The sequence below is a fragment of the Shinella sp. genome (genome assembly GCF_052438155.1).
Taxonomy (GTDB): domain Bacteria; phylum Pseudomonadota; class Alphaproteobacteria; order Rhizobiales; family Rhizobiaceae; genus Shinella.
On sequence record NZ_JBQVPI010000005.1, the window covers coordinates 30,688 to 55,414 of the forward strand.

Here is a 24,727-nt window from a genome sequence, read left to right on the forward strand (position 1 = left end):
TGCATGGACGCGGATCGGGCGCATCCGGCATTATGCCGGTTGTGCCGGCACTCTGTTTATAATAACCGTCATCTTGTCGGCGCGATTGCAGGAGGGGCCATGCAGGATACGGACGCCATCGACCGCACCATCCTCAGCATCCTGACGAAGGAAGCGCGCATCCCGATGAAGTCGCTTGCCGGCCGCATCGGGCTCTCCCGAAGTGCGACGACGGAGCGCGTCAGCCGGCTGGAAAAGGCAGGCATCATCCGCGGCTACCGGGCGGATATCGGCCAGCTCGATGACGGCCAGATCCAGGCGTTCCTGCTCGTCACCCTGAAGCGCACGCCTTCGATCGGCGTGCTCGACCGGCTTGCGGGCTTGACCGCCGTGCGCAAGGTTTCTTCCGTCAGCGGCCAGCTCGATCTGGTGGTGGAGGTCGAGGTCGGCTCGATCAACGCGCTGAACGAGATGCGCAACGAAGTGGCGACCATGGACAATGTGGAGGACCTCACGACGTCCATCGTGCTGCGCCGGGATATCGAGCGCAGCTGAACCGCTGTGGAATCCGCTTGATCGATCAAGGCTTTCGGCCACGGGTGGTTGCCCATGCCACCTCAAGTGACGTATCGAAAAACAAACATAAGGGGATACCGCGCCGCATGAGCGAAGATTGGGGACATTTCGACGAGGACCTGGAGCGCGCCCGCGTCGCATGGCTCTATTTCATCGGCGGCCAGACCCAGCAGGAAATCGCCCAGCGCATGAATATCACGCGGCTGAAGGTCAACAAGATCATCGGCCAGGTGCGCGAATCCGGCAGCGTGCAGGTCAATGTCAGCCTGCCGCTCACCGACTGCATCGAACTCGCCGAAAAGGTTTCCGCTCGTTACGGTCTGGTCGACGCAGTCGTCGTACCGGACTTGGATGATTATCTCGAGCAGAAGCGGGTGATCGGCGAGGCGGCCGGCTCGCTTGCCAGCGACCTGATCGAAGGCCGCGATATGGGCGTCGGCATCGGCTCGGGGCGAACCCTGAGCTTTGCCGTGCGCAGCCTTCGTGCCCGGCCGAAATCGGAAAGCTGGGTCGTGGGGTTGACCGGCGGCGTCACCAGCGGCTCGGCCACCAACACATTCGAGGTGGCAACCGCCTTTGCGCGTGCGCTCGGCGTCGAATGTCACTACCTGACGGCGCCGATCTACTGCGCCAATCCGGAAAGCCGCAATGCGCTGCTGCTCAATGACGAATTGACGGACGTGCTGGCGCGCACCGAGATTGCCGATATCGGCATCGTCTCCTGTGGCGCGCTGGCGCAGGAGACGTCGCTGACGCAGATCCGCGTGGTGAAGGACAATCTCGACACGGTGCTGAAGCGCGGCGCGGTCGGCGAATTCATGGGGTGGTTTCTGGATGCGCGCGGCCAGGCGATCGACCATTTCCTCAACGACTCGATCATCGCGCTGCCGCCGGACAAACTGAAGCTGAAACCGATTTCGGTGCTGGTTTCCGGCGGTATTCGCAAGATCCCGATCATCCGGGCGATCCTGCGCGCCGGCTACGTCAACCGGCTCGTCACAAATGAGGGTGTCGCGCGGGCCTTGCTGCAAGGCCCGCGCTAAACATTCGCTTAGCCAAGCGCCTTCTGAAGTGCAGCCGCCATGGCACGCAGCGTCACGTAGGTCGATGCGGCACCCGGGTCGATATGGCCGACGGAGCGTTCGCCCAATTTCGCCGAGCGACCACGCCGCGATTCCAGCGCCGCCGTCGCCTTCATGCCCGCCTCGCCGCCATCACGCGCGGCAACCAGCACGTCGAGCGCCGAGCCACCGTCCTTCGCCACCTTTTGGCCGGCTTCGACTGCAGGAACCCAGGCGTCGATCATCGTCTTGTCGCCGGGGTCGGCGCGGCCGCGATCGCGAATGCCCTGGCAGGCGGCACTCAGCCATTCGGCCATGCCCGCGCCATCGAGGTTGAGGCGGTGGCTGACGGCCGTGCCGGCGCGCAGGAACGCGGTGGCGTAGAGCGGACCGGAGGAGGCGCCGACCGCATCAAGGAAGGCCTTGGCCATGCGCTTGCAGATGCCCTCGATCGTCTCGTCGTCCTGGCTGTCTTCCAGCGCGCTCTGCACGGCCTTCCAGCCGATCTCCATCGTCACGCCATGGTCGCCGTCGCCAATCACGCCGTCGAGTTCGGAAAGCCAGTTCTTCTCCGCAATGATTTCATTGCCGACCGTGTGCATCATCGCCTTGAAGATCGCCGGCGTGACGTCACCTTCGGTCAGCAGATCGCGCGGCTTTTCCTGCACGGCTGCGGCGCTCTCGGCAACCTTGACCGCCTTGCGGCTGCGTGTGGCAATGCTGTCGGTCTTCTCAAAAGCACCGACGACGAGGGCCGGCGTGCGGCAGGGATGGTCGAGCAAAGCCTGCAGCGTATCGTCCAGCTTCATCAGCGTGACGGAGGCGCCGGCCATTTCCAGCGACGTGGCGTATTCGCCAACCCATGAGGCGTGGATTTCGATGCCCAGCGTATCGAGGCGCTGCTTGACGCGGCGGAAGATGAGATAGAGCTCGATTTGCGACGTGGCGCCAAGGCCGTTGACCAGAACGGCGACGCGCTCGCCGGCCTTGAGGCCGAGCTCCTTGAGGACCGCTTCGACCAGTTCGTCGGTCACCTCGTCCACCGGCGCAAGCTTCTGGCGGCGGATACCGGGTTCGCCATGGATGCCCATGCCGATTTCCATCTCGTCGTCGCCGATGGTGAAATTCGGCTTGCCGGTCTGCGGCAGCGAGCAGGGGCTGAGCGCCACGCCCATCGAGCGGGTCGCCTCATTGGCGGCCTGCGCCAAAGCCTCGACGCGCGCCAGCGGCTCGCCAAGATCGGCGGCGGCACCGGCGACCTTGAAGACGAAGAAGTCGCCGGCAATACCGCGGCGTTCGGATTTGCGCTCGATGGGGGCGGAGGCGACATCGTCGGCAACCGCCACATGACGTACGGCGATGCCGGCCTGTTCCAGCTCTTCCGCGGCCATGGTGAAGTTCAGCACGTCGCCGGTATAGTTGCCGTAGAGCATGACGACGCCGACGCCGCCATCGACGGCGCGGGCCGCTTCGACGATGTGCGACGGGGAGGGGGAGGCGAAGACGTTGCCGACGGCGGCGGCATCGGCCAGACCGCGTCCGACATACCCGGCAAAGGCCGGCTCGTGGCCGGAGCCGCCACCGACGACGATACCTACCTTGCCGTCCCGCGGACCATCGACGGCGACGACGGCCCGTCCGGTCGAACCTTCCACGCGCAGCATGTCCGGATGCGCACCGACCATGCCTTCGATCAATTCCGCGATGATGTTTTCCGGCGCGTTGATCAGCTTCTTGGTTTTGACTTCCTGGTTCATTCTCTTGTCTTTCGTCAGATCGATGCGGCGGCTTGTATCAAGCGTCACGGCGCAGATAACGGCGGGAAATGGCGTCGAAGGAAATGGCGAGCACGACAATCGCACCCGAGACGATGCCCTGCCAATAGGGCGAGACGCCGAAGAGCACGATGATGTTTTCGATGATGGCGATGATGCCCGCGCCGAAGATCGCCCCGATCGGGCTGCCAATGCCGCCCGTCGTGGCAACGCCGCCGATGACGGAGGCGGCGATCGGCGCCAGAACCCAGGTTTCGCCGATGGACGGCTGGGCGGTGCCGAGGCGCGCGACCATCAGCACGCCGGCCAAGCCAGCAATCGCGCCGGCAGCGCCGAACACGAGAAGGCGCACCTTGTCGACCTTGATGCCGAGCATGCGTGCACCGGCCTGGTTGTTGCCGATCGCGTACATGTAGCGGCCGAACGGCGTCTTCAGCATGACGAAGGTGGCGAAAGCCAGCGCCACGAGCATGATGAGGAAGGGAACCGGCACGCCGAGCACGTCGCCGCGGCCGAGATAATGCACATCGCGCGGGATGCCGGTGATCGCGACGCCGCGCGTCAACACCAGGTTTGCGCCGCCGAAAATGCCGGCGGTGCCGATGGTGAGCACCAGCGAATGCAGCCGGAGTACGGTTACCAGCAGGCCGTTGAGTAGGCCGAGGCAGCCACCGAGCAGGATCGCCAGAAGCATGGCCGAATAGGGTTCGAAGCCGAGCCGCACCATCAGGATGCCGGAGATGACGCCGCACAGGCCACCGATCACGCCGAGTGACAGGTCGAGTTCGCCGAGCACCATCAGCATGGACTGCGCAATGGTGATGAGGCCGACAAAGGCCAGCCCGCGGGCGATGACCGACAGATTATAGGGCGTGAGGAAGTAGGGAGAGATCAGCGCGGACAGCGTGAAGATGACCGCGAGGGCGACGAAGACGCCGGCAAGCGGGCTGCGCGCCAGATGCGCGACGGCGCTGGTTTGCGTGGAACTAGTTTGCATGGGCTTTCGCCTCCGTGCCGAAGATGGCGCCTACGAGGGTTTCATTGCTGGTGTTCGTGGTGTCGAACTCGCCGGTGATGCGGCCATGGTGCATGGTCACGATGCGGCTTGCGCATTTCTTGAGTTCGTCGAGTTCCGAGGAGACGAGGATGACGCCGACGCCCTCCTCGGCGAGACCCTTCATGATCTTGTAGATCTCGGTCTTGGTGCGGATGTCGATGCCCTTGGTGGGTTCGTCGAAGATCAGCACGCGCGGCCGCGTCGCCATCGCCCGGCCGATGATGGCCTTCTGCTGGTTGCCGCCGGAAAGCTGCGAGATGCGCTTGCCCATGCCGGAGGTTCGGATGCCGTAGTCGTCGATGATCTTTTGCACGGCTTCCCGCTCCCGGCCGCCGCTGATGCCGAACGAGCCCCTGGTGAGCGAGAGGATGGAGATGCCGATGTTTTCGCGCAGCGACAACAGCGGGAAGATGCCGTGATGCTTGCGCTCCTCCGAGAGGTAGAGCATGCCGCCGTCGACCGAGGCGGATGTGTCGTTCAACGTCCAGGGCTTGCCGTCGACCGTCACGGCGCCGGCCTTGGCTTTCAGGAAGCCGAAGACCGTCTGCATGACCTCTGAGCGCCCGGCGCCGACGAGCCCGGCAAAACCGAGAATCTCGCCACGGCGCAGGGTAAAGCTGACATCGTGGAAACGGGCGCCGGAAAGGCCGCGCACATCCATGATCGTGTCGGTGACAGGCCCCTGCGGGCGAAAATGTTCGTCGAAGGCGAGGTCCCGGCCGGACATGGCGCGGATCAGGTCCGCTTCGCCGATGTCGGCAATCCGGCCGTTTTCGACCTTCTCGCCGTTGCGCAGCACCGTGTAGTCGTCGCCGATCGCAAAGACCTCGTCCATCTTGTGGCTGATGAAGACGATGGCGTGATCGCGGTCGAGCAGGCCGCGGATGACCTTGAAGACCCGGTCCACCTCGACGCGCGTCAGCGACGACGTCGGCTCATCGAGAATGAGGACCTTCATGTCGGCATTGGTGCAGGCGCGGGCGATCTGCAGCAACTGCTGGTCGGAGACCGAGATGTTGGCGACCAGTGCGCGCGGATCGGCCTCGATGCCGAAGCGCTCCAGATAGGTCCGGGCTTCCTCGACGAGCGCGCCGCGATTGACGAGAAACCCGCCATGCCCCGTGCGGTCGAACGGCATGAAGAGGTTTTCCGCAACGCTCATCTGCGGGAAGAGGTTGAGCTCCTGCGGCACATAGGCGACGTTCTTGTAGAGGCTCGCATCGTCTGCCGGGTCGCGGCCGTCGATCAGCACCTGGCCACGCGACGGCCGGTCGGTGCCGGTAAGGATCTTGACGAGGGTGGATTTGCCGGCACCGTTTTCGCCGGCGAAAATGTGCGTGCGGCCGAGTTCGATCGACAGATCGACCCCGTCGAGTGCGGTCACGCCGGGAAAATCCCGGCCAAGGCCGCGGGTTTCGAGATAAGCCATGGGATACCTGCGTACAGGATGAAGAAAGAGGCGCGGGAAAACCCGCGCCTCGCGACAATCCGGTTTCTGCCGGATCAGCCGCCAACATTTTCCTTGGTGAGGAAGGCGTTGCCGGTGTCGAGGTAACCCGGCACCTTGGCGCCCGTTGCCTGCGCCCAGAGCATCATGACCGACCAGTAGCCCTGCAGTTCCGGCTGCGAGGCCGAGGAGCTGTCGGCGACGCCGTCACGGATCATGTCGAGCATTTCCGGCAGGTTGTCGAGACCGACGAGGGTAACCTTGCCCTGCTTGCCGGCTTCGACGATTGCCTGGCCGATGCCGATCGGGCCTGCTGCGTCGGAAGCGACCCAGCCCTTGAGGTTCGGGTTTGCCTGCATGATGGCGGCCGCCTGCTGCTGCGCCGTCTCGATGCTGTCATTGTCGATGCCTTCGGCGACGACCTTGATGCCCTTGTGTTCGGCAAAGACCTGGCGGTGGCATTCGGCACGGATCGAATGGTTCGGCGCGGTCGGAACACCCTGCATGATGGCGACTTCGCCTTCACCGCCGAGAACCTCGACGAGGCGGCGGGCGGCGATCTTCGCCTGCTCGCAGAAGTCGGAGCCGATATAGGGGATCGCCATGCCTTCCGGCGGGATCGAGTCGAAGATCACCAGCGGGATGTTCTGGGCCTGCGCTTCTTCGAGCGAGGCGCGGTTGCCCGAGGGATCGAGCAGGTCGAGCGCCAGGCCGTCGGGCTGCGTCGCAAGCGCGCTGTCGATGATCTGGTTCTGCTGGACGACGTCGGCGGACTGCGGTGCCGAATAGATGACTTCGACGCTCGAGCCGGTCTGCGCCTTGATGGCTGCTGCTGCAGCCTGTGCGCCTTCGTTCACCTTGTCGAACCACGGATGCACGACCTTCGGCACGACGACGAAGCGATAGCTGTCCTTCTTGGTGGTCCCGGCGGCGTCCTGCGCCGAAGCGACGACGGGCAGGGCGAATGCGGCGGCGCACGCCAGCAGCATGGCAAATTTCTTCATGATGACCTCCCTTGGAGCAGGCGAAAATTCCTCCCGCCTGAATGATGGAACGAGGGCTCTGCATGGGGGCTTGCTCCCAAAACCCAAAGCCCGCATGCGGATTGATACAGATGTATTTTCATTTTTACAACAGTAAAATCTCGCGGCAGGTCAACCCGCGCAAGCCGTCCATCGATGGAACGCGGGATTTCGCCAGCAGAGCCTGTCGGCCTTTTGATAATCGGGTGCCGGCTGGCTATTCCCCGATTGCGCGTCATGCGCGATGATGGCCGACATCGCGTTGGCGGCTGTCGGAGTCTTGCGGCGGGGAAGTGTCGTCGGGCGCCGGAAATCGCTGTCACAAGGAATGCTCATGCCGCTTCAGAACCGCGTCACGCCTTTCGGTGAGATCGTTGCGATTGCGCAGCGCGGCCTGTTTACCGGCAATCGCGGCATCCTCCACGATCCGGCAACGAAAACCCTTCTCACGAAGCGCTGGTCGAGCAAGGCCTGGCTGGTCTGCACCTGCGACTACAATGGCCGCCGCCGGGACGTCATGGCCGGGCGAAGCTGGACGGAGCTGTTCTTTCTCGATGAGGCGGTGGCCTTCGCAGCCGGCCATCGGCCCTGCTTCTTCTGCCGGCGCGAGGCGGCAGAAGAGTTTCGCGCATGCTGGGTTTCTGCGAAAGGCGGGGCAAAGCCCACGGCGCCGGAAATCGATAGAGTCCTGCACGGGGAGCGGCTGGATCGGCGCAGAAAGCGCACCCATCCGCTGCCGGGGACACTATCGGCCCTTCCGGACGGCGCGGTGGTGGTCGCAGCCAGCGCGGCGTTCACCCTTCACGCCGGCCGTGCCTTCCGTTGGACCAATGAGGGCTATGCCCCGCCGCGATCGCTTCAAGACGCCGACGGACTGCTGACGCCACCCTCGACGCTGGCGGTGCTCAGGGCGGGGTATCGTCCGGTGTTCCACCCGTCGATCCTGTCCGGCTGACGATCAGGCGACGCCAGCCTCCAGCAGGTCGACCAGCCGCGCCAGCATCGTGTCGCAACGGGTAAGCTGCTCGGCGCTGACGAACTCGTCCGGCTTGTGGCCCTGCTCCATGAAGCCGGGACCGCAGACGGCAGTGGAGATGCCGAGGATCTCGTTGAACAGCCCGCCCTCGGTGCCGAAGGCGACTTTCAGCGTCGGATCGTCGTGATCGAGAATGCGCCGCAGCAGGCGCACCACGGGCGCGTCCGGTTCGGCATTCAGGCCCGGATAGCCGGAGACCTGCTCGATCTCGATGCAGGCCATGGGAAAGCGGTTGCGGAAGGGCGCGGCGATCGCCTCGGCATCGGCCGCAATGCCTGTGAGGATGTCCTGCGGGTCGTCTTCGGCAATGTTGCGGATCTCGAAGTCGATCTCGCAGCGGTTCGGCACGATGTTGAGTGCGGTGCCGCCGCGCATCATGCCGGCATGGACGGTGGAATAGGGGATGTCATAGTCGGCATCACGCGCGCCCTTGACCGACAGGTCCTCCTGCCGCGCCTGAAGCGCGGTGATGAAGCTGGCGCCGAGATGCAGCGCGTTCAGCGCATTGGGCGCGAGCGCCGAGTGCCCTTCCTGTCCATAACAGCAGGCGCGCAGCGCCAGCTTGCCCTTGTGGCCCGTGGCAACCCGCATGCCTGTCGGCTCGCCGACGATGCACAGCGCCGGCCGCTCCGCCCGCCCTGCCAGCGCATCGATCAGGCCGCGCACGCCGATGCAGCCGATCTCCTCGTCATAGGACAGCGCCAGGTGCAGCGGCGTTTTGAGCGGCCGGGAGGAGGCGATGAGCATTGCCCGCACCGCAGCCGCGACGAAGCCCTTCATGTCGGCCGCGCCGCGCCCGTAAAACCGGCCATCGCGCTCGACGAGGGTAAACGGATCGGCGCTCCAGTCCTGTCCTTCGACCGGCACCACATCCGTATGCCCCGAAAGCACCACGCCGCCCGGTTCATCCGGCCCGATGGTCGCCCACAGATTGGCGCGACTGCCATCCGGATGGGAAAACCGCTCGATCCGCGCGCCGACGGGACGGAGCAGACCCTCGACATAATCCAGCAGCGCGAGGTTCGACGTCCGCGAGACTGTCGGCTCGGCGATGAGGCGGGCAAGGATGTCCGGGGTCGAAGGGATCATGCGTGTGCTCTCACAGAGATACGATAGCAGTCGGACGGCGTGCCGCAGCCCCCTCATCCGCCTGCCGGCACCTTCTCCCCACGGGGGAGAAGGGGATCAACCGCGGCGTCTCGTTTCCCTTCTCCCCAACGGGGAGAAGGTGGCCCGAACGGGCCGGATGAGGGGGCAGGCGGCAGGTTGTTGCGCAAATGAGTGGCGCGGCCCGCCGCTCAAAGATCGCCCGGCACGCCGTAGCTCGGCGCGCCCGTCGGGTTCAGCGCGCGGGTGATATAGGCGTCCATTTCCGTGCGCCAGCGCTCCCAGAGGGCGGCACATTCTTCGATCGGGTCGCCGTCCGTCCAGTCGATGCGCAGGTCCGCGACGTTCCATGAAACCTTGTCGACCATGACGAGGCCCATCGAGTGCACCGGCCCCTCTTCGCCGCCCGCCGCGAGCGCTGCCCGCATCGCGCCGATCAGCCGGTCGCCGAGATGTTTTCCCTGTGATGCCTCGAAGGCTTCGACCATCTTTTGCGGAATGTCCGTCGTCGTCAGCATGTTGCCCGCCGCAACGACATTGTCGCCGTGCGCCGTGGCATGGGTGCCGAGCGTTTTTGCGCCCGAATAGGCGGCGGTCCGTCCCGCGGCATCGATGAGCGCGAGCTGGCGGTATTCGATATGGGGTGCATCCGCGATCAGCCGTTCGAGCGTGGCTTCCGCCGAAAGGCCGCTCGCCATCAGGTCGAGCCCCTTCGGGCCGAGCCGGGGATCGGTGATGTTCTGCGTCGAGACCGCGCCGACGCCGGCGCGTACATGGGCGCAGCGCGCCGCAACGCTCGGCGAGGAGGAGGAGACGGCGATACCGAACATGCCGGTCTCGGCGCAGCGGCCGGAGACGGAAAAGGTCATGGCGTCACCCTCACGCTTCGTCGGGAATGACAGCGGTCGCTTCGATCTCGACCAGCCATTCCGGCCGGGCAAGTGCGGAGACGACGAGGCCCGTCGAGACGGGGAACACGCCCTGGAGATATTTTCCCATCTCCATATAGACCGCCTCGCGGTAGCGGATGTCGATCAAATACACGACGACGCGGCAGATATGGCTGAGATCGGAGCCCGCCTCTTCCAGCAGCATCTTGATGTTTTCCATGGCCTTGCGGGCTTGCGCGCCGGCATCGCCGATATGCAGGCTTTCGCGCGTATCGAGATCCTGCGAGATCTGCCCGCGCACGAAAACCGTCGCCCCCCGCGCCACCACCGCCTGGCAGAGGTCGTTGTTGAGCTTCTGCTCCGGGTAGGTTTCCTTGGTGTTGAACGGACGGATGCGGGTGTGCACGGGCATGGATGTCTCCTTGATGGCTGAGGCTGTCAACGCGCCGCGGGCGCTTGATACCCGCGGCGCGTAGTCGGGATTATTGCAGGAGCTGGGTCCAGACGCGGGTCACCAGATCCTGCGCGGCGGCCGAGCAGGTGCGCGAGAAGGTGATCGGCACCTCGGGATAGAGTTCTGGCGCCGTTTCCTTGGTGTTGACGACCTTCTCCTGGATGACCTTCATCGGCGAGGAGTGGGAATAGAAGTTCATCTGTTCCGTGGCGTTCTCCAGCGTCGACATGAACTCGACGAACTTCACCGCATTGTCGCGGTTCGGCGCACCCTTCGGAACGACATAGCTGTCCATCCAGCCGACGAGGCCTTCCTTGGTCATGGCGAGGCTGACGGGTGAGCCGGCCTTGCGGGCCCTGAGCGAATCGCCATCCCACCAGAAATGCGCCGAGACTTCGCCCGAGGCGAGGCGGCTTGCGATATTGTCGGAGGAATAGGCCGCGACTGATGGCTTCTGCGCCATCAGAAGATCCAGTACCTTCTTCATCTCCGCCTGGTCTTCCGAGCAGAAGGGCACGCCGAGATAGAGCTGGGCGGCGCCGATCACCTCGTCGGGATAGGACAAGAGGGCGATCTTGCCCTTCAATTCACCGTCCGGCTCGAAGAAATATTTGAAGCTGTCCGTCGGGCCCTTGTACTGCTCGGTGTTCACCACGAAGCCTGCGGTGCCATAGGCGAGCGGGATCGAATAGTCCTGCGTTTCGTCCCACCACTGATTGCGCCACTTCTCCTCGATGTTCTCGAAGGCCTTCAACTTGCTGGCCCCGAAATTCTCGATGATGCCCTGGTCGATCATCACGCGCAGAAAATGCTGCGAGGGCGTGGCGATGTCATAGCCGGAGGAGCCGGCCTGCAGCTTGGTCAGGAGGTCCTCGTTCGAGGTGAAGCTGTCGACATTCACCTTGACGTCGTTCTCCTTGGAGAATTTTTCGATCAGCGCCGGGGAGATGGATTCGGCCCAGGCATAGATGTTCAATTGCCCCTCCGCCTGCGCGGCGGTGGCAAAGCAGAGTGCGAGGGCTGTGGCTGCAAAATACGTCTTCATTTTATGTTCCTCTCTTTGATTATGGTTCGGCATGGTCACGGACGCCCCGCGCAGCGACGAGAAGCGCTGCGGTGGCAAGGATGAGCGAGGCAAGGATCAGCAGCGTCGCGATGGCGTTCAGCTCCGGCGAGGTGCCGGCGCGGATCAGCGAGAAGATGTAGACGGGCAACGTCGTCGAGCCGCCGGTCGACAGCAGGTTCGAGGTGATGAAGTCGTCCATCGAGATCAGGAAGGCGAGCATGGCGCCGGAAAAGACGCCCGGAAAGATCAAGGGCAGCGTCACGCGGCGAAACGTCGTCCAGCGGTCGGCATAGAGGTCGGCGCTCGCCTCTTCGAGATCGAGCGACATGCCTTGCAGGCGCGCGCGGATCGGCAGGAAGGCGAAGGGCGTGCAGAAGGCGGAGTGCGCGATCGTCAGCCGCAGCATGCCGTTCTGCACGTCGATGAGCGAGAACAGGATGAGGGTTGCGACGGCCAGCACGATTTCCGGCAGCAGCAGCGGCAGGTTGACCACCGTCTCCGAAAGCTTGCGGAAGCGCACGTTCTTGCCGCGGATGATGGCGAGTGCGGCGGAGAGCGCGATCAGCGTGGAGACGACGGTCGCGATCGCCGCCACGATAAGCGACGTCTCCAGCGCGCTCATCAGCGCCGCATTGTTGAGCGCCGAGCCGTACCATTGCAGGGAAAAGCCCGTCCACACACCGGCAACCCGGTTGGCGTTGAACGAATAGACCACGATCACCGCGAGCGGCGCGTAGAGATAGACGAAGAAGAGGGCCGTGAACGGGCCGAGGCCGGGATAGTGCTTGACGTCGTGGCGGGTGCTCATGGCAGGGCCTCCCGGCGGGCGGCGCGAAGCGCGGTAAAGATCAGGAAGACCATGACGAGCGCCATCAAGGCCATGGCGATCGCGGCGCCGAAGGGCCAGTTGCGGCCGCCGCCGAATTGCAGCTGGATCAGCGAGCCCATCATCATCTGCTTGCCGCCGCCCATCAGCGTCGGCTCCAGCACCGCGCCGAGTGCCGGCACGAAGACAAGGATGGCACCGGCGACGATGCCCGGTGCCGTCAGCGGCAGGATGACCCGGCGCAGCGTCACCCAGCGGTTGCCGTAGAGGTCGTGCGAGGCCTCGATCAGCGTGCCGTCGAGCTTTTCGATGGAGGCGAAGACCGGCAGCACCATCAGCGGCATGGCGGTGTAGACCATCGCCGTCAGCGTCGCGCCGTCGTTGAACATGAAACTCATGCCGGCGGGAAAGCCGAGCGTTTCCAGGAGGCGCGGCAATGTGCCGTCCTTGCCGAGAATGATCATCCAGGCATAGACGCGCAGGATCATCGAGACCCAGAAGGGCAGCGTCACCAGATAGACGAGGATCGCCTTGCGGCCCGGCGGCTGGCGCGAGATGAAATAGGCGACGGGCACGGCGAAGACGAGGCAGATCAGCGTGGTCGCGCCGGCGAGCGCGAAGGTGCGGGCGATGATCAGCAGATATTGCGGGGTGAATTCCAGCTCGCCCGTCCAGCCCTCGTTGAACAGGATCTGGCGATAGCCGGCGAGGTTGACGTCCCAGGCGAAGCCGCCATGGGCGCCGCGGGTGGCGAGCGAAACGGCGGCGATGATGAAGATGGGCAGGATGAGTGCAAAACCCATCAGCAGCCACGATGGCAGCAACCCCCAGAAGGAAAGGTCATGCCAGAAACGGGCGCGCGGGGCGCGGTCCGTTCCGGCGGGGGCGTGGAGGGCGGTGTCGCTCATGCCGCAAGCACCCGCGCGGAGCCCGCGACGAAGCCCACCGGAACGGTTGCGCCGAGCGCGATCGTATCCCCCTCGCGGGACGCATTGCGGCGGGAGGCACGCAGCTCCGTGCCGGCAACGTCCAGCGTGTAATGGGTATAGCCGCCCATATAGTTCTTGTTGGTGATCCGGCCCTCGAAGATGATGCCTTGCGCCTGATCGCCGAGATTGATCTTTTCCGGGCGCACCGAGAGCGTCGCGCGCCCCTTGGCGGCATGGCCGGTGGCGGGCACGGTGAGCGCCACGCCGAAGGGCGTGCGGATGGTCGCCTGTCCGCCGGTGGCTTCCAGCACCTCGACGTCGAGAAAATTCGTTTCGCCGACGAAATCCGCGACGAAGCGGTTAACCGGCTCTTCGTAGATTTCCGTCGGCGTGCCGATCTGCTGTACATCGCCGCCGCCGAGCACGGCGATGCGGTCCGACATGTCGAGCGCCTCTTCCTGATCGTGCGTGACGAAGACGAAGGTGATGCCGGTGTCGCGCTGGAGCGTGCGCAGTTCGTCGCGCATCGCCTGCCGGAGTTTTAGGTCGAGCGCCGAGAGCGGCTCGTCGAGCAGCAGAACCTCCGGTTCCGGCGCAAGCGCGCGGGCAAGCGCAATGCGCTGGCGCTGGCCGCCCGAAAGCTGGGCGGGTTTTCGCTTGGCCATCGCGCTCATATGCACGCGTTCCAGCATCTCGCCGACGCGGTTTTTGATGCGCACCGTCTCCCAGCCGAGGTTTTCCAGCCCGTAGGCGACGTTCTGCTCCAGCGTCATGTGCGGGAACAGCGCATAGCTCTGGAACACCGTGTTGACGCGCCGCTTATGCGGCGGGATGGCGACGACCTCTTCACCGTTGAGCAGGATCGAGCCCGAGTCCGGGCTTTCGAAGCCGGCGAGCATGCGCAGCAGCGTGGTCTTGCCGCAACCGGACGGGCCGAGCATCGTGAAGAACTCGTTGTTGCCGATGTCGAAGCTGACGGATTTCAGCGCCTGATAGGCCCCGAAGCTCTTCGAGACCGATTTCACTTCGATGGCCTTGTTCATCCGTCTCTCCTCACGCCGGCTCGAGTTGGGTGACTTCGCGGCGGAAGGGCAGGGCATCGCCGATGTCAGGCGTGTCGAGTTCCCGTGCGTAACGGTGGCCGGCATAGGTCGCCCAGGCGATCGGCGCGGGGGCTGCCGCATCGCCGATGATTTTTACGCTTTTGATCCCCGCATCCGCCCAGTCACTTTTGCGTGCGAGAAGATCATTGTAGAGCGCATCTTCCGAAAGCCGCGAGGCAACCATGACAACCGCATCGCAACCGATCACGTTGCGCCGGCCGGTATAGCTGCAGTTTGTCTCGACCTCGCCGGCGCGGATCGCGGTGACGCCGCGGTTGAGGCGGATGTCGACGCCGAGATCGTCGAGGCGCACATGGATTGCGCCCTGTTCCAGCGTGTTGCGCGTCCAGTCGGACACGTAGGCCGATGGCGTGACGAGGATGACCTTCGCGCCGGCCTTCGCCATCACCTCGGCCATCACGCCGCCCATATAGTAGTGGTCGTCGTCATAGACCACGACGGTCTTGCCGGCGATGGTTTCGCCATGCGCCTTCGCCATGATGTCGTCCGGCGTGAAGACGGTCATCGCCGGGTCGATCGGCATGGGCACGACATGCTGGCGGGCGACGCCATCGCGGCGCCAGTGCGAGCCGGTAGCGATGGCGACATGCTCGAAACCGAAGGCCAGCACGTCTTCGGCGGTCAACCGGCTGTCGAAATAGGTTTCCACATTGGTGCGCTGGGAAATCTGGTACTGGCGATAATCGACCACGCGGCCCCAGGCCGAAAGGCCGGGCAGCAGGCGTTCGCGCGCCACGCGGCCGCCGAGCGTCGTGGTGGCTTCGGCGAGCGTCACGTCATAACCACGCACGGAGAGCGCACGGGTGGCCTCCAGCCCGGCCGGACCGGCGCCGACGACGAGAACCGTCTGGCTGTCGCCCTTCGCATTCATGCGTTCCGGGTGCCAGCCCTTGCGCCACTCTTCCATGAAGGTCGGGTTCTGCGTGCAGCGGCTGATTGACATCGTCATGTCGCCGGTAATGCACATGTTGCAGCCGATGCACTCGCGGATATCCTCGATGCGGCCTTCCTCGATCTTCTTGGGCAGGAAGGGATCGGCAATCGAGGGGCGGGCGCAGCCGATGAAATCGAGCACGCCCTGGCGGATCATGCGCGCCATCACGTCAGGCGAGGTGAAGCGGCCGACGCCGACGACAGGCCGGGTGGAGAGTTCACGGATACCCTTGACCAGCAATTCCTGCGCGCCCTCCTCCTTGAAGCGCGAGGGGCCGGAACAGTCTTCCCAGGCGCCGTGCGCCAGGTCCCAGAGGTCCGGCAGGTCGGCGTTCATCTCGACGAATTCGCGCACCTCGGCATTGGAAAAGCCGAGTTCGCCGATCGTCTCGTCCAGGCTGACGCGCATGGTGATCGCCGTCGTGTCGCCAACGGCGTCGCGGATATCGGCGACGACTTCGCGGGCGAAGCGTGAGCGGTTTTCCAGGCTGCCACCGTATTCATCGGTGCGCTGGTTGGTGGCGCGCGACAGGAAGTGCTGGAAGATCCCGAACCCGTGCGCGCCGTAAAGACAGATCAGGTCGAAGCCGGCGATCTTCGAGCGTTTCGCCGCGTTGACGAACCAGCGGCGCAGGTCCTTGATCTCCGCCTTGTCGAGCGCGCGGGCCTGCACCGGATCATTGGTGAAGGTGCGGATCGGCAGTGCCGAGGGCGCGAGCGGCACTTCCTTGGTATAAAAGTTCGGGCCGTTGATGCCGGAATAGGCAAGCTGGATGCCGGCAAGCGCGCCATGCACCTTCATGGCGTCGGACATGCGGCGAAGGCCCGGAATGTCCTTGTCTTCCCACAGACGCAGCTCGATGAAGGGCGTGATCTCCGAGGTGTGGTGCATCTCGGTCTGCTCGGTGAAGATGACCCCCCAGCCACCTTCCGACTTGACGCCGCGCATGGCGGCAGCCGCGGATGGATCGCGATAGCCGCCGCCGTTGCAATGCGGCACCTGGTAGAACCGGTTCTTCGCGACGTGCGGGCCGATCGCAACGGGTTCGAACAGAATATCGTATTTGGCGTCACGCATGGCAGTCCTCGGAGTTTCTGGGCCTATTGGATTGGGCAACGGGCTTCCGGTAAATGACGCGTTCCGGAAACATGGATTAGGTTCAGGCTAATCAGAGCCAGCCGTGTGGTGGCGTGTGATTTCAATCTGTGCGCGAAGATGCGGCCGCCATCCGACGGTCGAGAGTTTCTCGTTTATTTTCAGCCGGTTGTGAAGGGCGAAACGCCGATCCCCGTTCGCGCAAGAGGGCGCATAAGGGGGCCGGCGCTGTCGATGGTCGAAAACCGGGCGATGCCGTGTCGCCCGGGCAGGCAGGTGCCTAGTATTTCACCCACACGGTTTTGAGCGCGCAGTACTTGTCGAAGCTGTGAATCGAGAGGTCACGGCCGAAACCGGACTGTTTCATGCCGCCGAACGGCGTCATGGCCGACAGCGCATCAACCGTGTTGACCGAGACCGTGCCGGCATTCAGCCGGTCGGAAACGGAGAGCGCCCGTGACAGATCCCGCGTCCAGACCGAGGCGGCGAGGCCGTATTCGCTGTCATTGGCGATCCGCAGCGCCTCCTCGTCGCTGTCGAAAGGCGTGATGGCAAGGACGGGACCAAAGATCTCCTCCCGCGCGATGCGGGCATCCGGCGCAACATCGTTGAAGATCGTCGGCTGGATGTAGCAATCCGACCCATCCCGCGTCTCGCGCGCGCCGCCATGCGCCAACCGGGCTTCCGAGCGGCCGATCTCGATATAGCTTGCCACACGATCGGCATGCGCCTTTTCGACCAGCGGACCCATGCGGGTGGCAGGGTCGAGCGGATCGCCGAGCGGCCAGGCGGCCGTTGCCGCAATCAGCTTTGCGGTGAATTCCTCCTGCACGGAACGGTGCACCAGCAGCCGGGAATTGGCGGAACAAACCTCGCCGGAATTGAACAGGATGCCGAAGGCCGCCATGTCGGCCGCCTTGTCGAGGTCGGCATCGGCAAAGACGAGGCTCGGCGACTTGCCGCCCGTCTCCAGCCAGACCTGCTTCATGTTGCTCTGCCCGGCATAGGTCATGAAGAGCTTGCCGACCTTGGTCGACCCGGTGAACACCAGCGCATCGACATCCGGATGCAGGCCGAGCGCACGGCCGGCATCCTCGCCGAAGCCGGGCACGACGTTGAGCACGCCGTCCGGCAGCCCGGCCTCGGAGGCGAGTTCGGCCAGCATGAGGGCGGAGAGCGGCGATTGTTCCGCCGGCTTCAGCACGACGGAATTGCCGGTGGCGAGCGCTGGCGCGAGCTTCCATGTTGCCATGTCGAGGGGGAAATTCCACGGCACGACGGCGCCGATGACACCAAGCGGCACGCGGCGGATAAGCGCGAGGTCGCCGCGCCCGGTGGGGGCGATCTCGTCATAGAGCTTGTCGATGGCCTCGGCATGCCACTGGAAGAAATGCGCCGAGCCGGGCGCGTCGATGGTCGAACTGTCGCTGATCGGCTTGCCGACGTCGAGGGTCTCTAGAAGCGCCAGTTCCGGGATATTTTCGCGGATGAGGGCGGCGAGGCGCAGCAGCACCTCCTTGCGTTCGGCCGGTGACTTGCCTGACCAGCGGCCGTCATTGAAGGCGCGGCGGGCTGAGGCGACGGCGGCGTCGATATCTTCCGCGGTGCCGCGGGCCACGTCCGTCAACACCTGCGCATTGGCAGGATTGATGGTTTCGAACCGCCCACCCTTCGCCGCATCGCGGAACTGGCCGTCGATATAGACGCCGCTGCGAAATTTCAGGTTTTTGGCGCGGGCGCGCCAGTCGATGGTCGTGGTCATGAAATGCCTTTCCGTTCTGAATGGGCGTCGACGGAAACCGGCAGGTCCATGACCATGTCGCCGATCTTTTCGCCGCAGAAATCGATGAAGCGCCGCACGGTGAGCGCCGGGCTGGCGCCGCCCATGGCGAGGATGCCCATGCGCATGGGGCGGAGTTTGCCGGTCAGCGGCACGAAGGAGAGCCTGCCACCATCGAGCGCATAGGTGGAGACGGGGCGGATATTGGCGATGGAATAGCCGAAGCGATTGGCGACCATGGCGCGCATCACCGACATATCCCGTGTGCGCTCGACGATATGCGGCGTCACACCCGCATCGCGAAAGAGCGAGACGAAGTAGGCCGAACTGTGCGGCAGGTCGAGCAGGATCATCGGGTGCGGTGCGAGATCCTGGATCGTCACCTCGGAGCGCCCCGCCAGCGGATGATCCTCGTGCAGCACCGCATAGGGCGGCAGGACCGCCAGCTCATGGAAGGCGATATCGGCGGGAATGTCGAGGTCGTAGGAAAGCGCGATGTCGAAGCGCGCCATGCGCAGCCCTTCGAGAATGCGCGCCTGGTCGCGCTCGTACTGGAAGAAATCGACGTCCGGATATTCATCGGAAAAGGCGCGGCGCAGCGCGGGGATGACGGCCTGCGCGAAGGTGACGAGACAGGCGACATGCAGCGGCCCGCGTACCTGCCCGGTCAGCTCGTTCGAGAGCGCATTGAGCTTGGCCGCTTCGCCGAGAATCTGCCGTGCCTGATCGACAAAACTGCGCCCCGCCTGCGACAGCGAAAGCCCGTGCGCGTGGCGGCGCACGAAAAGGGTGATACCGAATTCCTTCTCGAGCTGCGAGATCGCCGCCGAGACCGAAGGAGCGGACACATTCACCCGTTCGGCGGCCTCCGTCACGGAGCCGTATTCGCCGACCGCGACGAGATATTCCAGTTGCCGGAGCGTGAAGCGCAAGGCCATGTCTGTTCCCCTGTTAAGGCGCCAATTAAGGAACAGATTTTCACCCACGGAAAGGGCGCCGTCCTCAAGCCTGTGGACGAGCAAGCCGTCGCGGGGATCTGGGTCTTGGATCATGGCACGCTCGCTTCCTCCCGACGGGTTGCACGTGGCGTTGCTCAGGATGCTGCGGCTGCGGTGTCAGTCGTCTGCGCACCGCGATGTTCAGCGATATAGCCGGCAAGGTAATCCGCATCGTGCCAGCAGCCCCAGATGAAGGAGGAGGCGCGGCGCGACAGCCATGGCAGGCCGACGAAGAACAGGCCGGGCACCTTGGAAACGCCGCGCTCATGCACCGGCCGGCCCTTTTCGTCGAGGGCATCGAGCTTCAGCCAAGCGTAGTCCACCGCATAACCCGTCGCCCAGATGATGGAGGTAATGCCGGCTTCCTTCAGGTTCAGCGCGAGGATCGGATCGGTCACGCAGGCCGGGTCCGGCTCCTTACGACGGGCGTCAGGCTCTTCCGGCAGGTCGAGATTGTTCTTCGCGGCATAGTCGTCGGCGCGGTCGAGCAGGGAAAGGTGGTTGGCGTCACCCCGCGCGATGTTCTCGACAAGGTCCGGCGCGATCTGCAGGACGCCATCCTTGAAGGTTTCCGCCCGGCCGAGCAGCACCATGCCGCGATTGCCGAGGCGGCGGAAATCGACGGTGTTGCCGCCATAGGCGCCGCTGACGGCAATGGTGACATGTTCGGTATTCGGCGCCGGGACCTTGAGGTCCCAGATGCCGAGCACGCCGAGCCACCAGCAGAAATCCTTGTCGCGATAGCGCCGGGGCGGCCGGTCGTGCGGGCCGATGGAGAGATAGACGCGTTTTCCCGCACGCAGCAGCTCGTCGGCGATCTGCGTGCCGGAGGAACCGGCGCCGACGACCAGCACCGCGCCCTCGGGCATCTGGCCCGGCTTGCGGTAGGCATTGGAGTGGATCTGCGTGAGGCCTTCCTCATCAGGCACGACGGCAGGCATGATCGGGCGCTGGAAGGCGCCGGTGGCGGACACCACGTTCTTCGCCTCGATCAAACCTTCAGAGGTTTCGACGCGGAACGTGTCGCCTTCCTTCCGCACGCTTCTCACCTCGATGCCGGTGCGGATCGGCGCGTCGATCTTCTCCGCATAGGCCACGAAATAGTCGGCGACCTGCTCCTTCGGCGCGAAGGCGTCGTCCTCGATGTCGAAGGTCATGCCGGGAAAGCGGTCGTGCCAGGCGGGACCGTTGGCGACGAGGCTGTCCCAGCGCGCGGTGCGCCAGCTTTCGGCGATACGGCTCTTTTCGAGCACCAGATGGGGAATGCCGCGCTTGCCGAGATGTTCGCTCATCGCCACACCGGCCTGGCCGGCGCCGATCACCAGCGTATCCACTTTTTCCACTGCCATGCCGGCTTCCCTCGTGTTTTCCCGACCTACAGCCTTCGCGGCCGCTCTCTGGCGAAAGATGTAGAGGAAGCCGGAAATCGCCGACATGAGCGTTTGGTTCAGCGTTGATTAGGGTGCCGCTAAGTGCCGGGGACGCGAGCGGCGTTCTGGTTGGTGGCTGGAGAGCAATGCGTTATTTATCCCTTAATGCGTGTATTGTAAAATTACTCCCCTAATGGGAGTGTTGCATGCTGCCGATCGACGTCGTTGTTCCCCAGCGTGGCCCACGCGTCTGGCAGACTCAAATCATCAGCCGGCTCGATATGGGCAATGTCGATGTGGCCGTGTTGCATGCGCCGCCAGCAACGCCGTGGCCAATCGGTGTGAACACCATTCTCGGCCTGGAACGCCGGCTGTTCCGGCGCTTCGACAGGGCGCTGGCCTCGCCGGTGGCGGAGATTCCCGCCCGCGTGCGAGCGCGTGCACCCGCGCTTCGGCTGGATCTCTCGGGCAATGCCCCGCCTTCGAATGTTCCGACCATCACGCTTCGGTTCGATCGCGCCAACTCCGATCTCGCTACCGCAAGAACGGTTGCCTTGGGCGATTTGCCGGTGCTCGAGGCCATCCTGGATGGCAAGACCATTGTGGGGCGTGCCCTTCCGATGGTCGACAGACGGGAAGCGGCCTCGCTCGGGGTCGAGGATGTGCTTGCACGGGCAGTCACCCTCATTCTCTCGGTCGTGCGCGCATTCGCGGAAGGCCGGCTCGAAGACATGGGAACCGTGTCGAGCGCATCCGACGACAGCGGCGAAGGATTTCTCGCAGCCTATCTTTCCCGAGCTCTGCCCCGTCTCGGCAGGGAAGCACTCCGGCGTGTCCGGTACCGCCAGGCCCATTGGCGGGTGGGCTATCGTTTCATCGATGGGCCGGGTGTCGCGGAAACGGGGCGGCTCGGGACGGGATGGGCTGTGCTGCCGGACGCCGGCGACCGCTTCTATGCCGATCCCTTCGCCGTCCACTGGCAGGGCCAACCCTTTCTCTTCGTGGAGGACTACGTGCACGCCGTCGGCAAGGCGGTGATTTCCGTCGTGTCGTTCACGGACGACCGGAAGCCGCTTACGCCGCGGGTCGTTCTGGAGGAGCCGCACCACCTCTCGTACCCGCAGGTTTTCGAGCGCGACGGAACTCTCTGGATGCTGCCGGAAGCAAGTACCAGCAGCCGGCTTACCCTCTACCGCGCCGCGGAGTTTCCGGACAAATGGCTGCCGGTGGCAACGCTGGTCGAAGGGGAAATCTCCGATGCGACGCTGCTCGATCACGGCGGTTCGTTCTGGCTCTTTGCCACGCGCCGCGATGGTTATGGCAGCACGTCCGATACGATGGTGGTCTTCGAAGCGGCGACTCTGCTCGGTCCCTGGCGGGAGCATGCCGCAAACCCCATCCTGATCGATCGTCGTCGGGCGCGTCCCGGCGGCGCCTTCATCCGCGGCCGGGAGGGGCGTCTCCTGTTGCCGATTCAGGACGGCACGCTCGGTTATGGCGGCGGGCTTGGCCTATCCGAACTGGTCAGGCTCGACGCAACCACCGTGCACCTGTCCGACCCGCGCCCCATTCTTGCTGATGGCGATTGGCCGTATCCGCAAATTCACACGCTCAACCGTTCGGGATCGCTCGAGGTGATCGACGGCATCGCCGCCGTCCCCAAGCGGCCGGAAAGAAGCAGGGTCTCGTAAGCGGCGCACATTGCGGCCGGAGAATATTGCGCCCGCAACTGGCGTCCTGCCGCCGCAAGGTTGGCTGCAAGCGTTGGCGTCGCCAGGATTTCGGCGAGACCCCCGGCAATTCCGTCCGCGTCCGGTCGCACGAACAACGCAGCCGGTGCGCCATCCATTGTCGTGAGCACTTCACGCAGCACGTCGAGATCGCTCGCCACAAGCGGCAGGCCCGCAATCGCCGCCTCGACGGCGGCGAGGCCGAATGTTTCCGTCAGCGAGGAAAACACATAGGCGTCGCCGGCAGCCAGGAACGCGAAGATGCGCTCCGGCGGTACTTCGCCGACGAGGTGCAGGCGGCCTGAAACGCCCAGCCGCTCGGCGCAGGCCAGAAGTGCCTTCCGCTCCGGCCCCGCGCCGGCGATGGCAAGGTGGATATCCGGAATTCTGGCCAACGCGCTGACCAGTGCCACCTGGTTCTTCGAAGCCGCCAGGCGGCCGGACGTCACGGCGATCCAGCCATCGGATGGCAGGCCGAACGCTGCTCGCGCCGCAGCCTTGTCGTGATCGTCGGCGGGAGCAGCGACACCGTGATCGATACGCCGGATACGCCGCCGGTAGGCATGTGGGAAACCGCCGAACTGTGCCGCGGTCCAGGCCGAGTTGACGACGTTGACATGGTAGAGGCCGACCATGCCCATCCATTTGTCGACCTGTGTCAGCAGGCCCCGCACACCGCGCGCCTGTGGAGCGCCGCTCTGGTTGGCGATGATCGTCCGCACGCCGGCGAGGCGGGCGCCGAGCGTTCCAAACAGGTTGCCGTAGTGCTGGAATGACAGAACGGCGTCCGGCCGCGCCTTGCGAAGATAGCGCATCAGGCCGATGACGGCGCGGACTTGCCCGGCCAGCCCTTTCGGCGGTGCATCGAGAATGAAATCGGCGAAGGGATCGCGGTCGTAGACCGCCGTCTTGCGATAGAGGAAGACGGTGCGCACGGTATGGCCGCGGGCGCGAAGACCGTCACCCACCATGTCCGAAATGCGCTGCGCTCCCCCGGCTTCGGCCTGTGTCTGCACCTGTATGATTTTCATGCGCGACCTTTCAGGATGGTTCGCACCGTGGTCGCATCCGGCCCCGTAAAGAAACCGAGGATCGAGGGGTCGATGCCGAGCCGGCGGCGGGCGATGGTCACGCCCGTGAGGCACCACGCCATCAGGGTACCTGCAATGCCAAGCGCGGCGCCGATGGGGCCGATGCCGTAGGTGAGGAGCGCGGTCAGCGCGAGCCCGGCCGAATTGACGACGATCAGGGTTCGGAAGAGCGCGCGTTGCAGGCCGGTCAGTTGCAGGAGGAGTTCGGTCGGCCCGCAGGCCGTGCCGATGAGGGCGCCGATACCGAGAATGACCAGCACCGCATGAATGGTGTCCGTCGCGTAGGCCGGCTGGAAGATGGCAAGGATCGGTTTGCCGAAGACGATGAAGATCGCCAGCATGAGAAGGGCGGCGGCAAAGCCGCCGATGGCGGTCAGGCCGGTGATGCGCTGCACATGCTGGCGGTCGCCCCGGTAGAAACTGCTGGAAATCTGCGGTGCAATCGCCTGGTTGATGCCGGTGAGGGCGAGGATGGCAAGGCGCATGATGCGGTCGGCGACGAAGATCGCGCCGGCCGCTTCCGGGCCAAGAATGACCGCGACGAGCAATGTGCTCGCCTGGCTGAGCGCCGGCGGCAGGGCGGTGACGCCCCAGAGGCCAAACGTCACGCTCGTGAATTCCGCCTTCTGCGCGGCGCTGAGCGGCCCGCGCGCTGCGCCAAACGTGTCGCGCAGCAGGACGATGGTCTGCGGCAGGACGCAGGCGATAAGCAATAGGGCGGTGAGATAGGTCGCCGCAACGGCGCTCATGCCGGTGGCGAGAAGGCCGGCCGCGGCGAAGGCCGCGATCCCCGTGACGCGCCAGAAGATGTCACGCGGCAGCAGGCCGCTGAACAGCGCGTTCTTGGCGCGCAAGGCACAGGAGGTGAATTCCGACCAGCCGAGTGCGAAGGCCAGCACAGCGCTGGCAAGGCATAGCGGGCGCCATTCCGGCACGTCCGGGGCGAGGGGAAGGAAAGCAATCACACCGACGAGAAGGCTGGAGAGGGCGAGCCCGGCCAATGCCACCAGCATGGCGCGCGCCATGAGGGCATTGGCGGCTGGCTGGTCGTCGCTGCCGGCATATTGCGGCCAGAAGCGCAGCACCACGGCATGCTGACCGATCAGCGAGAAGAAGGACACCAGGCTCGCGCCGGCATAGGCCGTGCTGTAGAGGCCGAATTGCCGCTCGTCGGTCACCATGGCTGCCGCGGCCAGCATCAGGAAGGACAGGCCGGCACTGGTGAGCTTGATGACGCCCGCCGCAACGCCGTTCCGCGCCAGCACGCCAATCGGCAGCCTGGCACTCGGCCCCGCCCGTCGACTGATCCCGTTCCTGCGCGCCATGACGCTCGGCTCCCGATTTGACCATCACCAGATACGCCAAAACGGGGCAACTGCG

21 protein-coding genes are annotated in these 24,727 nt (G+C 64.8%); 4 read left to right on the plus strand and 17 right to left on the minus strand.

Annotation, left to right across the window (positions count from 1 at the left end; genetic code table 11):
• Positions 1-99 precede the first annotated feature (99 nt).
• Together ACT6VE_RS10990 and ACT6VE_RS10995 are read left to right on the plus strand one after the other, a co-directional pair.
• A complete protein-coding gene (locus ACT6VE_RS10990) occupies positions 100-534 on the plus strand; it encodes an Lrp/AsnC family transcriptional regulator (protein ID WP_444798651.1) in 435 nt (144 codons plus the stop codon).
• Positions 535-641: 107 nt separating this feature from the next.
• A complete protein-coding gene (locus tag ACT6VE_RS10995; RefSeq protein WP_444798652.1) occupies positions 642-1,598 on the plus strand; it encodes a sugar-binding transcriptional regulator in 957 nt (318 codons plus the stop codon).
• 8 nt (positions 1,599-1,606) lie between these two features.
• Here the strand turns inward: ACT6VE_RS10995 and dhaL are convergent, their stop codons facing one another.
• The 4 genes from dhaL to ACT6VE_RS11015 all read right to left on the minus strand — a co-directional run bounded on the left by dhaL (position 1,607) and on the right by ACT6VE_RS11015 (position 6,899).
• On the minus strand, positions 1,607-3,373 hold the full coding sequence (gene dhaL, locus ACT6VE_RS11000; RefSeq protein WP_444798653.1) for a dihydroxyacetone kinase subunit DhaL: 1,767 nt from the start codon (positions 3,371-3,373) through the stop codon (positions 1,607-1,609).
• A 37-nt stretch (positions 3,374-3,410) separates the two neighbouring features.
• Positions 3,411-4,388, minus strand: coding sequence for an ABC transporter permease (locus ACT6VE_RS11005; protein ID WP_444798654.1), 978 nt, complete (start codon positions 4,386-4,388; stop codon positions 3,411-3,413).
• A complete protein-coding gene (locus ACT6VE_RS11010; RefSeq protein WP_444798655.1) occupies positions 4,378-5,877 on the minus strand; it encodes a sugar ABC transporter ATP-binding protein in 1,500 nt (499 codons plus the stop codon). The genes ACT6VE_RS11005 and ACT6VE_RS11010 overlap by 11 nt, the downstream gene beginning before the upstream one ends.
• Positions 5,878-5,951: 74 nt before the next feature.
• A complete protein-coding gene (locus ACT6VE_RS11015) occupies positions 5,952-6,899 on the minus strand; it encodes a substrate-binding domain-containing protein (protein WP_444798656.1) in 948 nt (315 codons plus the stop codon).
• Between the two features lie 352 nt (positions 6,900-7,251).
• Between ACT6VE_RS11015 and ACT6VE_RS11020 the strand changes: the two genes are divergently transcribed.
• Entirely contained in the window at positions 7,252-7,872 is a 621-nt protein-coding gene (locus ACT6VE_RS11020) for a hypothetical protein (RefSeq protein WP_444798657.1), read from the plus strand.
• A 3-nt stretch (positions 7,873-7,875) separates the two neighbouring features.
• On the opposite strand, the gene argE is transcribed toward ACT6VE_RS11020, so the two are convergent.
• The 11 genes from argE to ACT6VE_RS11075 form a co-directional block, all read right to left on the minus strand.
• Positions 7,876-9,042 (minus strand): acetylornithine deacetylase, encoded by a 1,167-nt coding sequence (argE, locus tag ACT6VE_RS11025; protein ID WP_444798658.1) that lies wholly within the window; start codon positions 9,040-9,042, stop codon positions 7,876-7,878.
• A gap of 209 nt (positions 9,043-9,251) precedes the next feature.
• The gene (locus ACT6VE_RS11030) at positions 9,252-9,929 is read right to left on the minus strand and encodes a DUF1028 domain-containing protein (protein WP_444798659.1); all 678 of its coding nucleotides are present in this window, start codon (positions 9,927-9,929) and stop codon (positions 9,252-9,254) included.
• Between the two features lie 10 nt (positions 9,930-9,939).
• Positions 9,940-10,362, minus strand: a complete 423-nt coding sequence (locus ACT6VE_RS11035) for a RidA family protein (protein ID WP_444798660.1) — start codon at positions 10,360-10,362, stop codon at positions 9,940-9,942.
• A 70-nt stretch (positions 10,363-10,432) separates the two neighbouring features.
• Entirely contained in the window at positions 10,433-11,449 is a 1,017-nt protein-coding gene (locus ACT6VE_RS11040) for an extracellular solute-binding protein (RefSeq protein WP_444798661.1), read from the minus strand.
• A gap of 19 nt (positions 11,450-11,468) precedes the next feature.
• On the minus strand, positions 11,469-12,278 hold the full coding sequence (locus ACT6VE_RS11045) for an ABC transporter permease (protein WP_444798662.1): 810 nt from the start codon (positions 12,276-12,278) through the stop codon (positions 11,469-11,471).
• Complete coding sequence (locus ACT6VE_RS11050; RefSeq protein WP_444798663.1) at positions 12,275-13,204, minus strand: ABC transporter permease; 930 nt, start codon at positions 13,202-13,204, stop codon at positions 12,275-12,277. The genes ACT6VE_RS11045 and ACT6VE_RS11050 overlap by 4 nt, the downstream gene beginning before the upstream one ends.
• Positions 13,201-14,268: an ABC transporter ATP-binding protein gene (locus ACT6VE_RS11055; protein WP_444798664.1), complete on the minus strand. Its 1,068-nt coding sequence runs from the start codon at positions 14,266-14,268 to the stop codon at positions 13,201-13,203. The genes ACT6VE_RS11050 and ACT6VE_RS11055 overlap by 4 nt, the downstream gene beginning before the upstream one ends.
• Positions 14,269-14,278: 10 nt before the next feature.
• Complete coding sequence (locus ACT6VE_RS11060; protein ID WP_444798665.1) at positions 14,279-16,360, minus strand: oxidoreductase; 2,082 nt, start codon at positions 16,358-16,360, stop codon at positions 14,279-14,281.
• 298 nt (positions 16,361-16,658) lie between these two features.
• Positions 16,659-18,140: an aldehyde dehydrogenase gene (locus ACT6VE_RS11065; RefSeq protein ID WP_444798666.1), complete on the minus strand. Its 1,482-nt coding sequence runs from the start codon at positions 18,138-18,140 to the stop codon at positions 16,659-16,661.
• Entirely contained in the window at positions 18,137-19,096 is a 960-nt protein-coding gene (locus ACT6VE_RS11070; protein WP_444798667.1) for a LysR family transcriptional regulator, read from the minus strand. The genes ACT6VE_RS11065 and ACT6VE_RS11070 overlap by 4 nt, the downstream gene beginning before the upstream one ends.
• A 155-nt stretch (positions 19,097-19,251) precedes the next feature.
• Positions 19,252-20,505, minus strand: coding sequence for a flavin-containing monooxygenase (locus tag ACT6VE_RS11075; RefSeq protein WP_444798668.1), 1,254 nt, complete (start codon positions 20,503-20,505; stop codon positions 19,252-19,254).
• A gap of 227 nt (positions 20,506-20,732) precedes the next feature.
• Here ACT6VE_RS11075 and ACT6VE_RS11080 point away from each other — a divergent pair, with 227 nt between their 5' ends.
• Positions 20,733-22,217: a glucosamine inositolphosphorylceramide transferase family protein gene (locus tag ACT6VE_RS11080; RefSeq protein WP_444798669.1), complete on the plus strand. Its 1,485-nt coding sequence runs from the start codon at positions 20,733-20,735 to the stop codon at positions 22,215-22,217.
• On the opposite strand, the gene ACT6VE_RS11085 is transcribed toward ACT6VE_RS11080, so the two are convergent.
• Together ACT6VE_RS11085 and ACT6VE_RS11090 are read right to left on the minus strand one after the other, a co-directional pair.
• The gene (locus ACT6VE_RS11085) at positions 22,130-23,287 is read right to left on the minus strand and encodes a glycosyltransferase family 4 protein (protein ID WP_444798670.1); all 1,158 of its coding nucleotides are present in this window, start codon (positions 23,285-23,287) and stop codon (positions 22,130-22,132) included. The two genes, ACT6VE_RS11080 and ACT6VE_RS11085, sit on opposite strands and share 88 nt — an antisense overlap.
• Positions 23,284-24,672, minus strand: coding sequence for a lipopolysaccharide biosynthesis protein (locus ACT6VE_RS11090; RefSeq protein WP_444798671.1), 1,389 nt, complete (start codon positions 24,670-24,672; stop codon positions 23,284-23,286). Before ACT6VE_RS11090 ends, ACT6VE_RS11085 begins: the two co-directional genes overlap by 4 nt.
• Between the last annotated feature and the right edge of the window lie 55 nt (positions 24,673-24,727).

What these genes read in the sequence shown, in the direction of transcription:
- ACT6VE_RS11030 (WP_444798659.1), bottom strand. Translation starts at nt 9,929, where the DNA reads ATGACCTTTTCCGTCTCCGGCCGCTGCGCCGAGACCGGCATGTTCGGT.
- ACT6VE_RS11085 (WP_444798670.1), bottom strand. Translation starts at nt 23,287, where the DNA reads ATGAAAATCATACAGGTGCAGACACAGGCCGAAGCCGGGGGAGCGCAG.
- ACT6VE_RS10995 (WP_444798652.1), top strand. Translation starts at nt 642, where the DNA reads ATGAGCGAAGATTGGGGACATTTCGACGAGGACCTGGAGCGCGCCCGC.
- ACT6VE_RS11015 (WP_444798656.1), bottom strand. Translation starts at nt 6,899, where the DNA reads ATGAAGAAATTTGCCATGCTGCTGGCGTGCGCCGCCGCATTCGCCCTG.
- ACT6VE_RS11075 (WP_444798668.1), bottom strand. Translation starts at nt 20,505, where the DNA reads ATGGCAGTGGAAAAAGTGGATACGCTGGTGATCGGCGCCGGCCAGGCC.
- argE (WP_444798658.1), bottom strand. Translation starts at nt 9,042, where the DNA reads ATGATCCCTTCGACCCCGGACATCCTTGCCCGCCTCATCGCCGAGCCG.
- ACT6VE_RS11005 (WP_444798654.1), bottom strand. Translation starts at nt 4,388, where the DNA reads ATGCAAACTAGTTCCACGCAAACCAGCGCCGTCGCGCATCTGGCGCGC.
- ACT6VE_RS11020 (WP_444798657.1), top strand. Translation starts at nt 7,252, where the DNA reads ATGCCGCTTCAGAACCGCGTCACGCCTTTCGGTGAGATCGTTGCGATT.
- ACT6VE_RS11055 (WP_444798664.1), bottom strand. Translation starts at nt 14,268, where the DNA reads ATGAACAAGGCCATCGAAGTGAAATCGGTCTCGAAGAGCTTCGGGGCC.
- ACT6VE_RS11070 (WP_444798667.1), bottom strand. Translation starts at nt 19,096, where the DNA reads ATGGCCTTGCGCTTCACGCTCCGGCAACTGGAATATCTCGTCGCGGTC.
- ACT6VE_RS11060 (WP_444798665.1), bottom strand. Translation starts at nt 16,360, where the DNA reads ATGCGTGACGCCAAATACGATATTCTGTTCGAACCCGTTGCGATCGGC.
- ACT6VE_RS11065 (WP_444798666.1), bottom strand. Translation starts at nt 18,140, where the DNA reads ATGACCACGACCATCGACTGGCGCGCCCGCGCCAAAAACCTGAAATTT.
- dhaL (WP_444798653.1), bottom strand. Translation starts at nt 3,373, where the DNA reads ATGAACCAGGAAGTCAAAACCAAGAAGCTGATCAACGCGCCGGAAAAC.
- ACT6VE_RS10990 (WP_444798651.1), top strand. Translation starts at nt 100, where the DNA reads ATGCAGGATACGGACGCCATCGACCGCACCATCCTCAGCATCCTGACG.
- ACT6VE_RS11045 (WP_444798662.1), bottom strand. Translation starts at nt 12,278, where the DNA reads ATGAGCACCCGCCACGACGTCAAGCACTATCCCGGCCTCGGCCCGTTC.
- ACT6VE_RS11080 (WP_444798669.1), top strand. Translation starts at nt 20,733, where the DNA reads ATGCTGCCGATCGACGTCGTTGTTCCCCAGCGTGGCCCACGCGTCTGG.
- ACT6VE_RS11040 (WP_444798661.1), bottom strand. Translation starts at nt 11,449, where the DNA reads ATGAAGACGTATTTTGCAGCCACAGCCCTCGCACTCTGCTTTGCCACC.
- ACT6VE_RS11010 (WP_444798655.1), bottom strand. Translation starts at nt 5,877, where the DNA reads ATGGCTTATCTCGAAACCCGCGGCCTTGGCCGGGATTTTCCCGGCGTG.
- ACT6VE_RS11050 (WP_444798663.1), bottom strand. Translation starts at nt 13,204, where the DNA reads ATGAGCGACACCGCCCTCCACGCCCCCGCCGGAACGGACCGCGCCCCG.
- ACT6VE_RS11035 (WP_444798660.1), bottom strand. Translation starts at nt 10,362, where the DNA reads ATGCCCGTGCACACCCGCATCCGTCCGTTCAACACCAAGGAAACCTAC.
- ACT6VE_RS11090 (WP_444798671.1), bottom strand. Translation starts at nt 24,672, where the DNA reads ATGGCGCGCAGGAACGGGATCAGTCGACGGGCGGGGCCGAGTGCCAGG.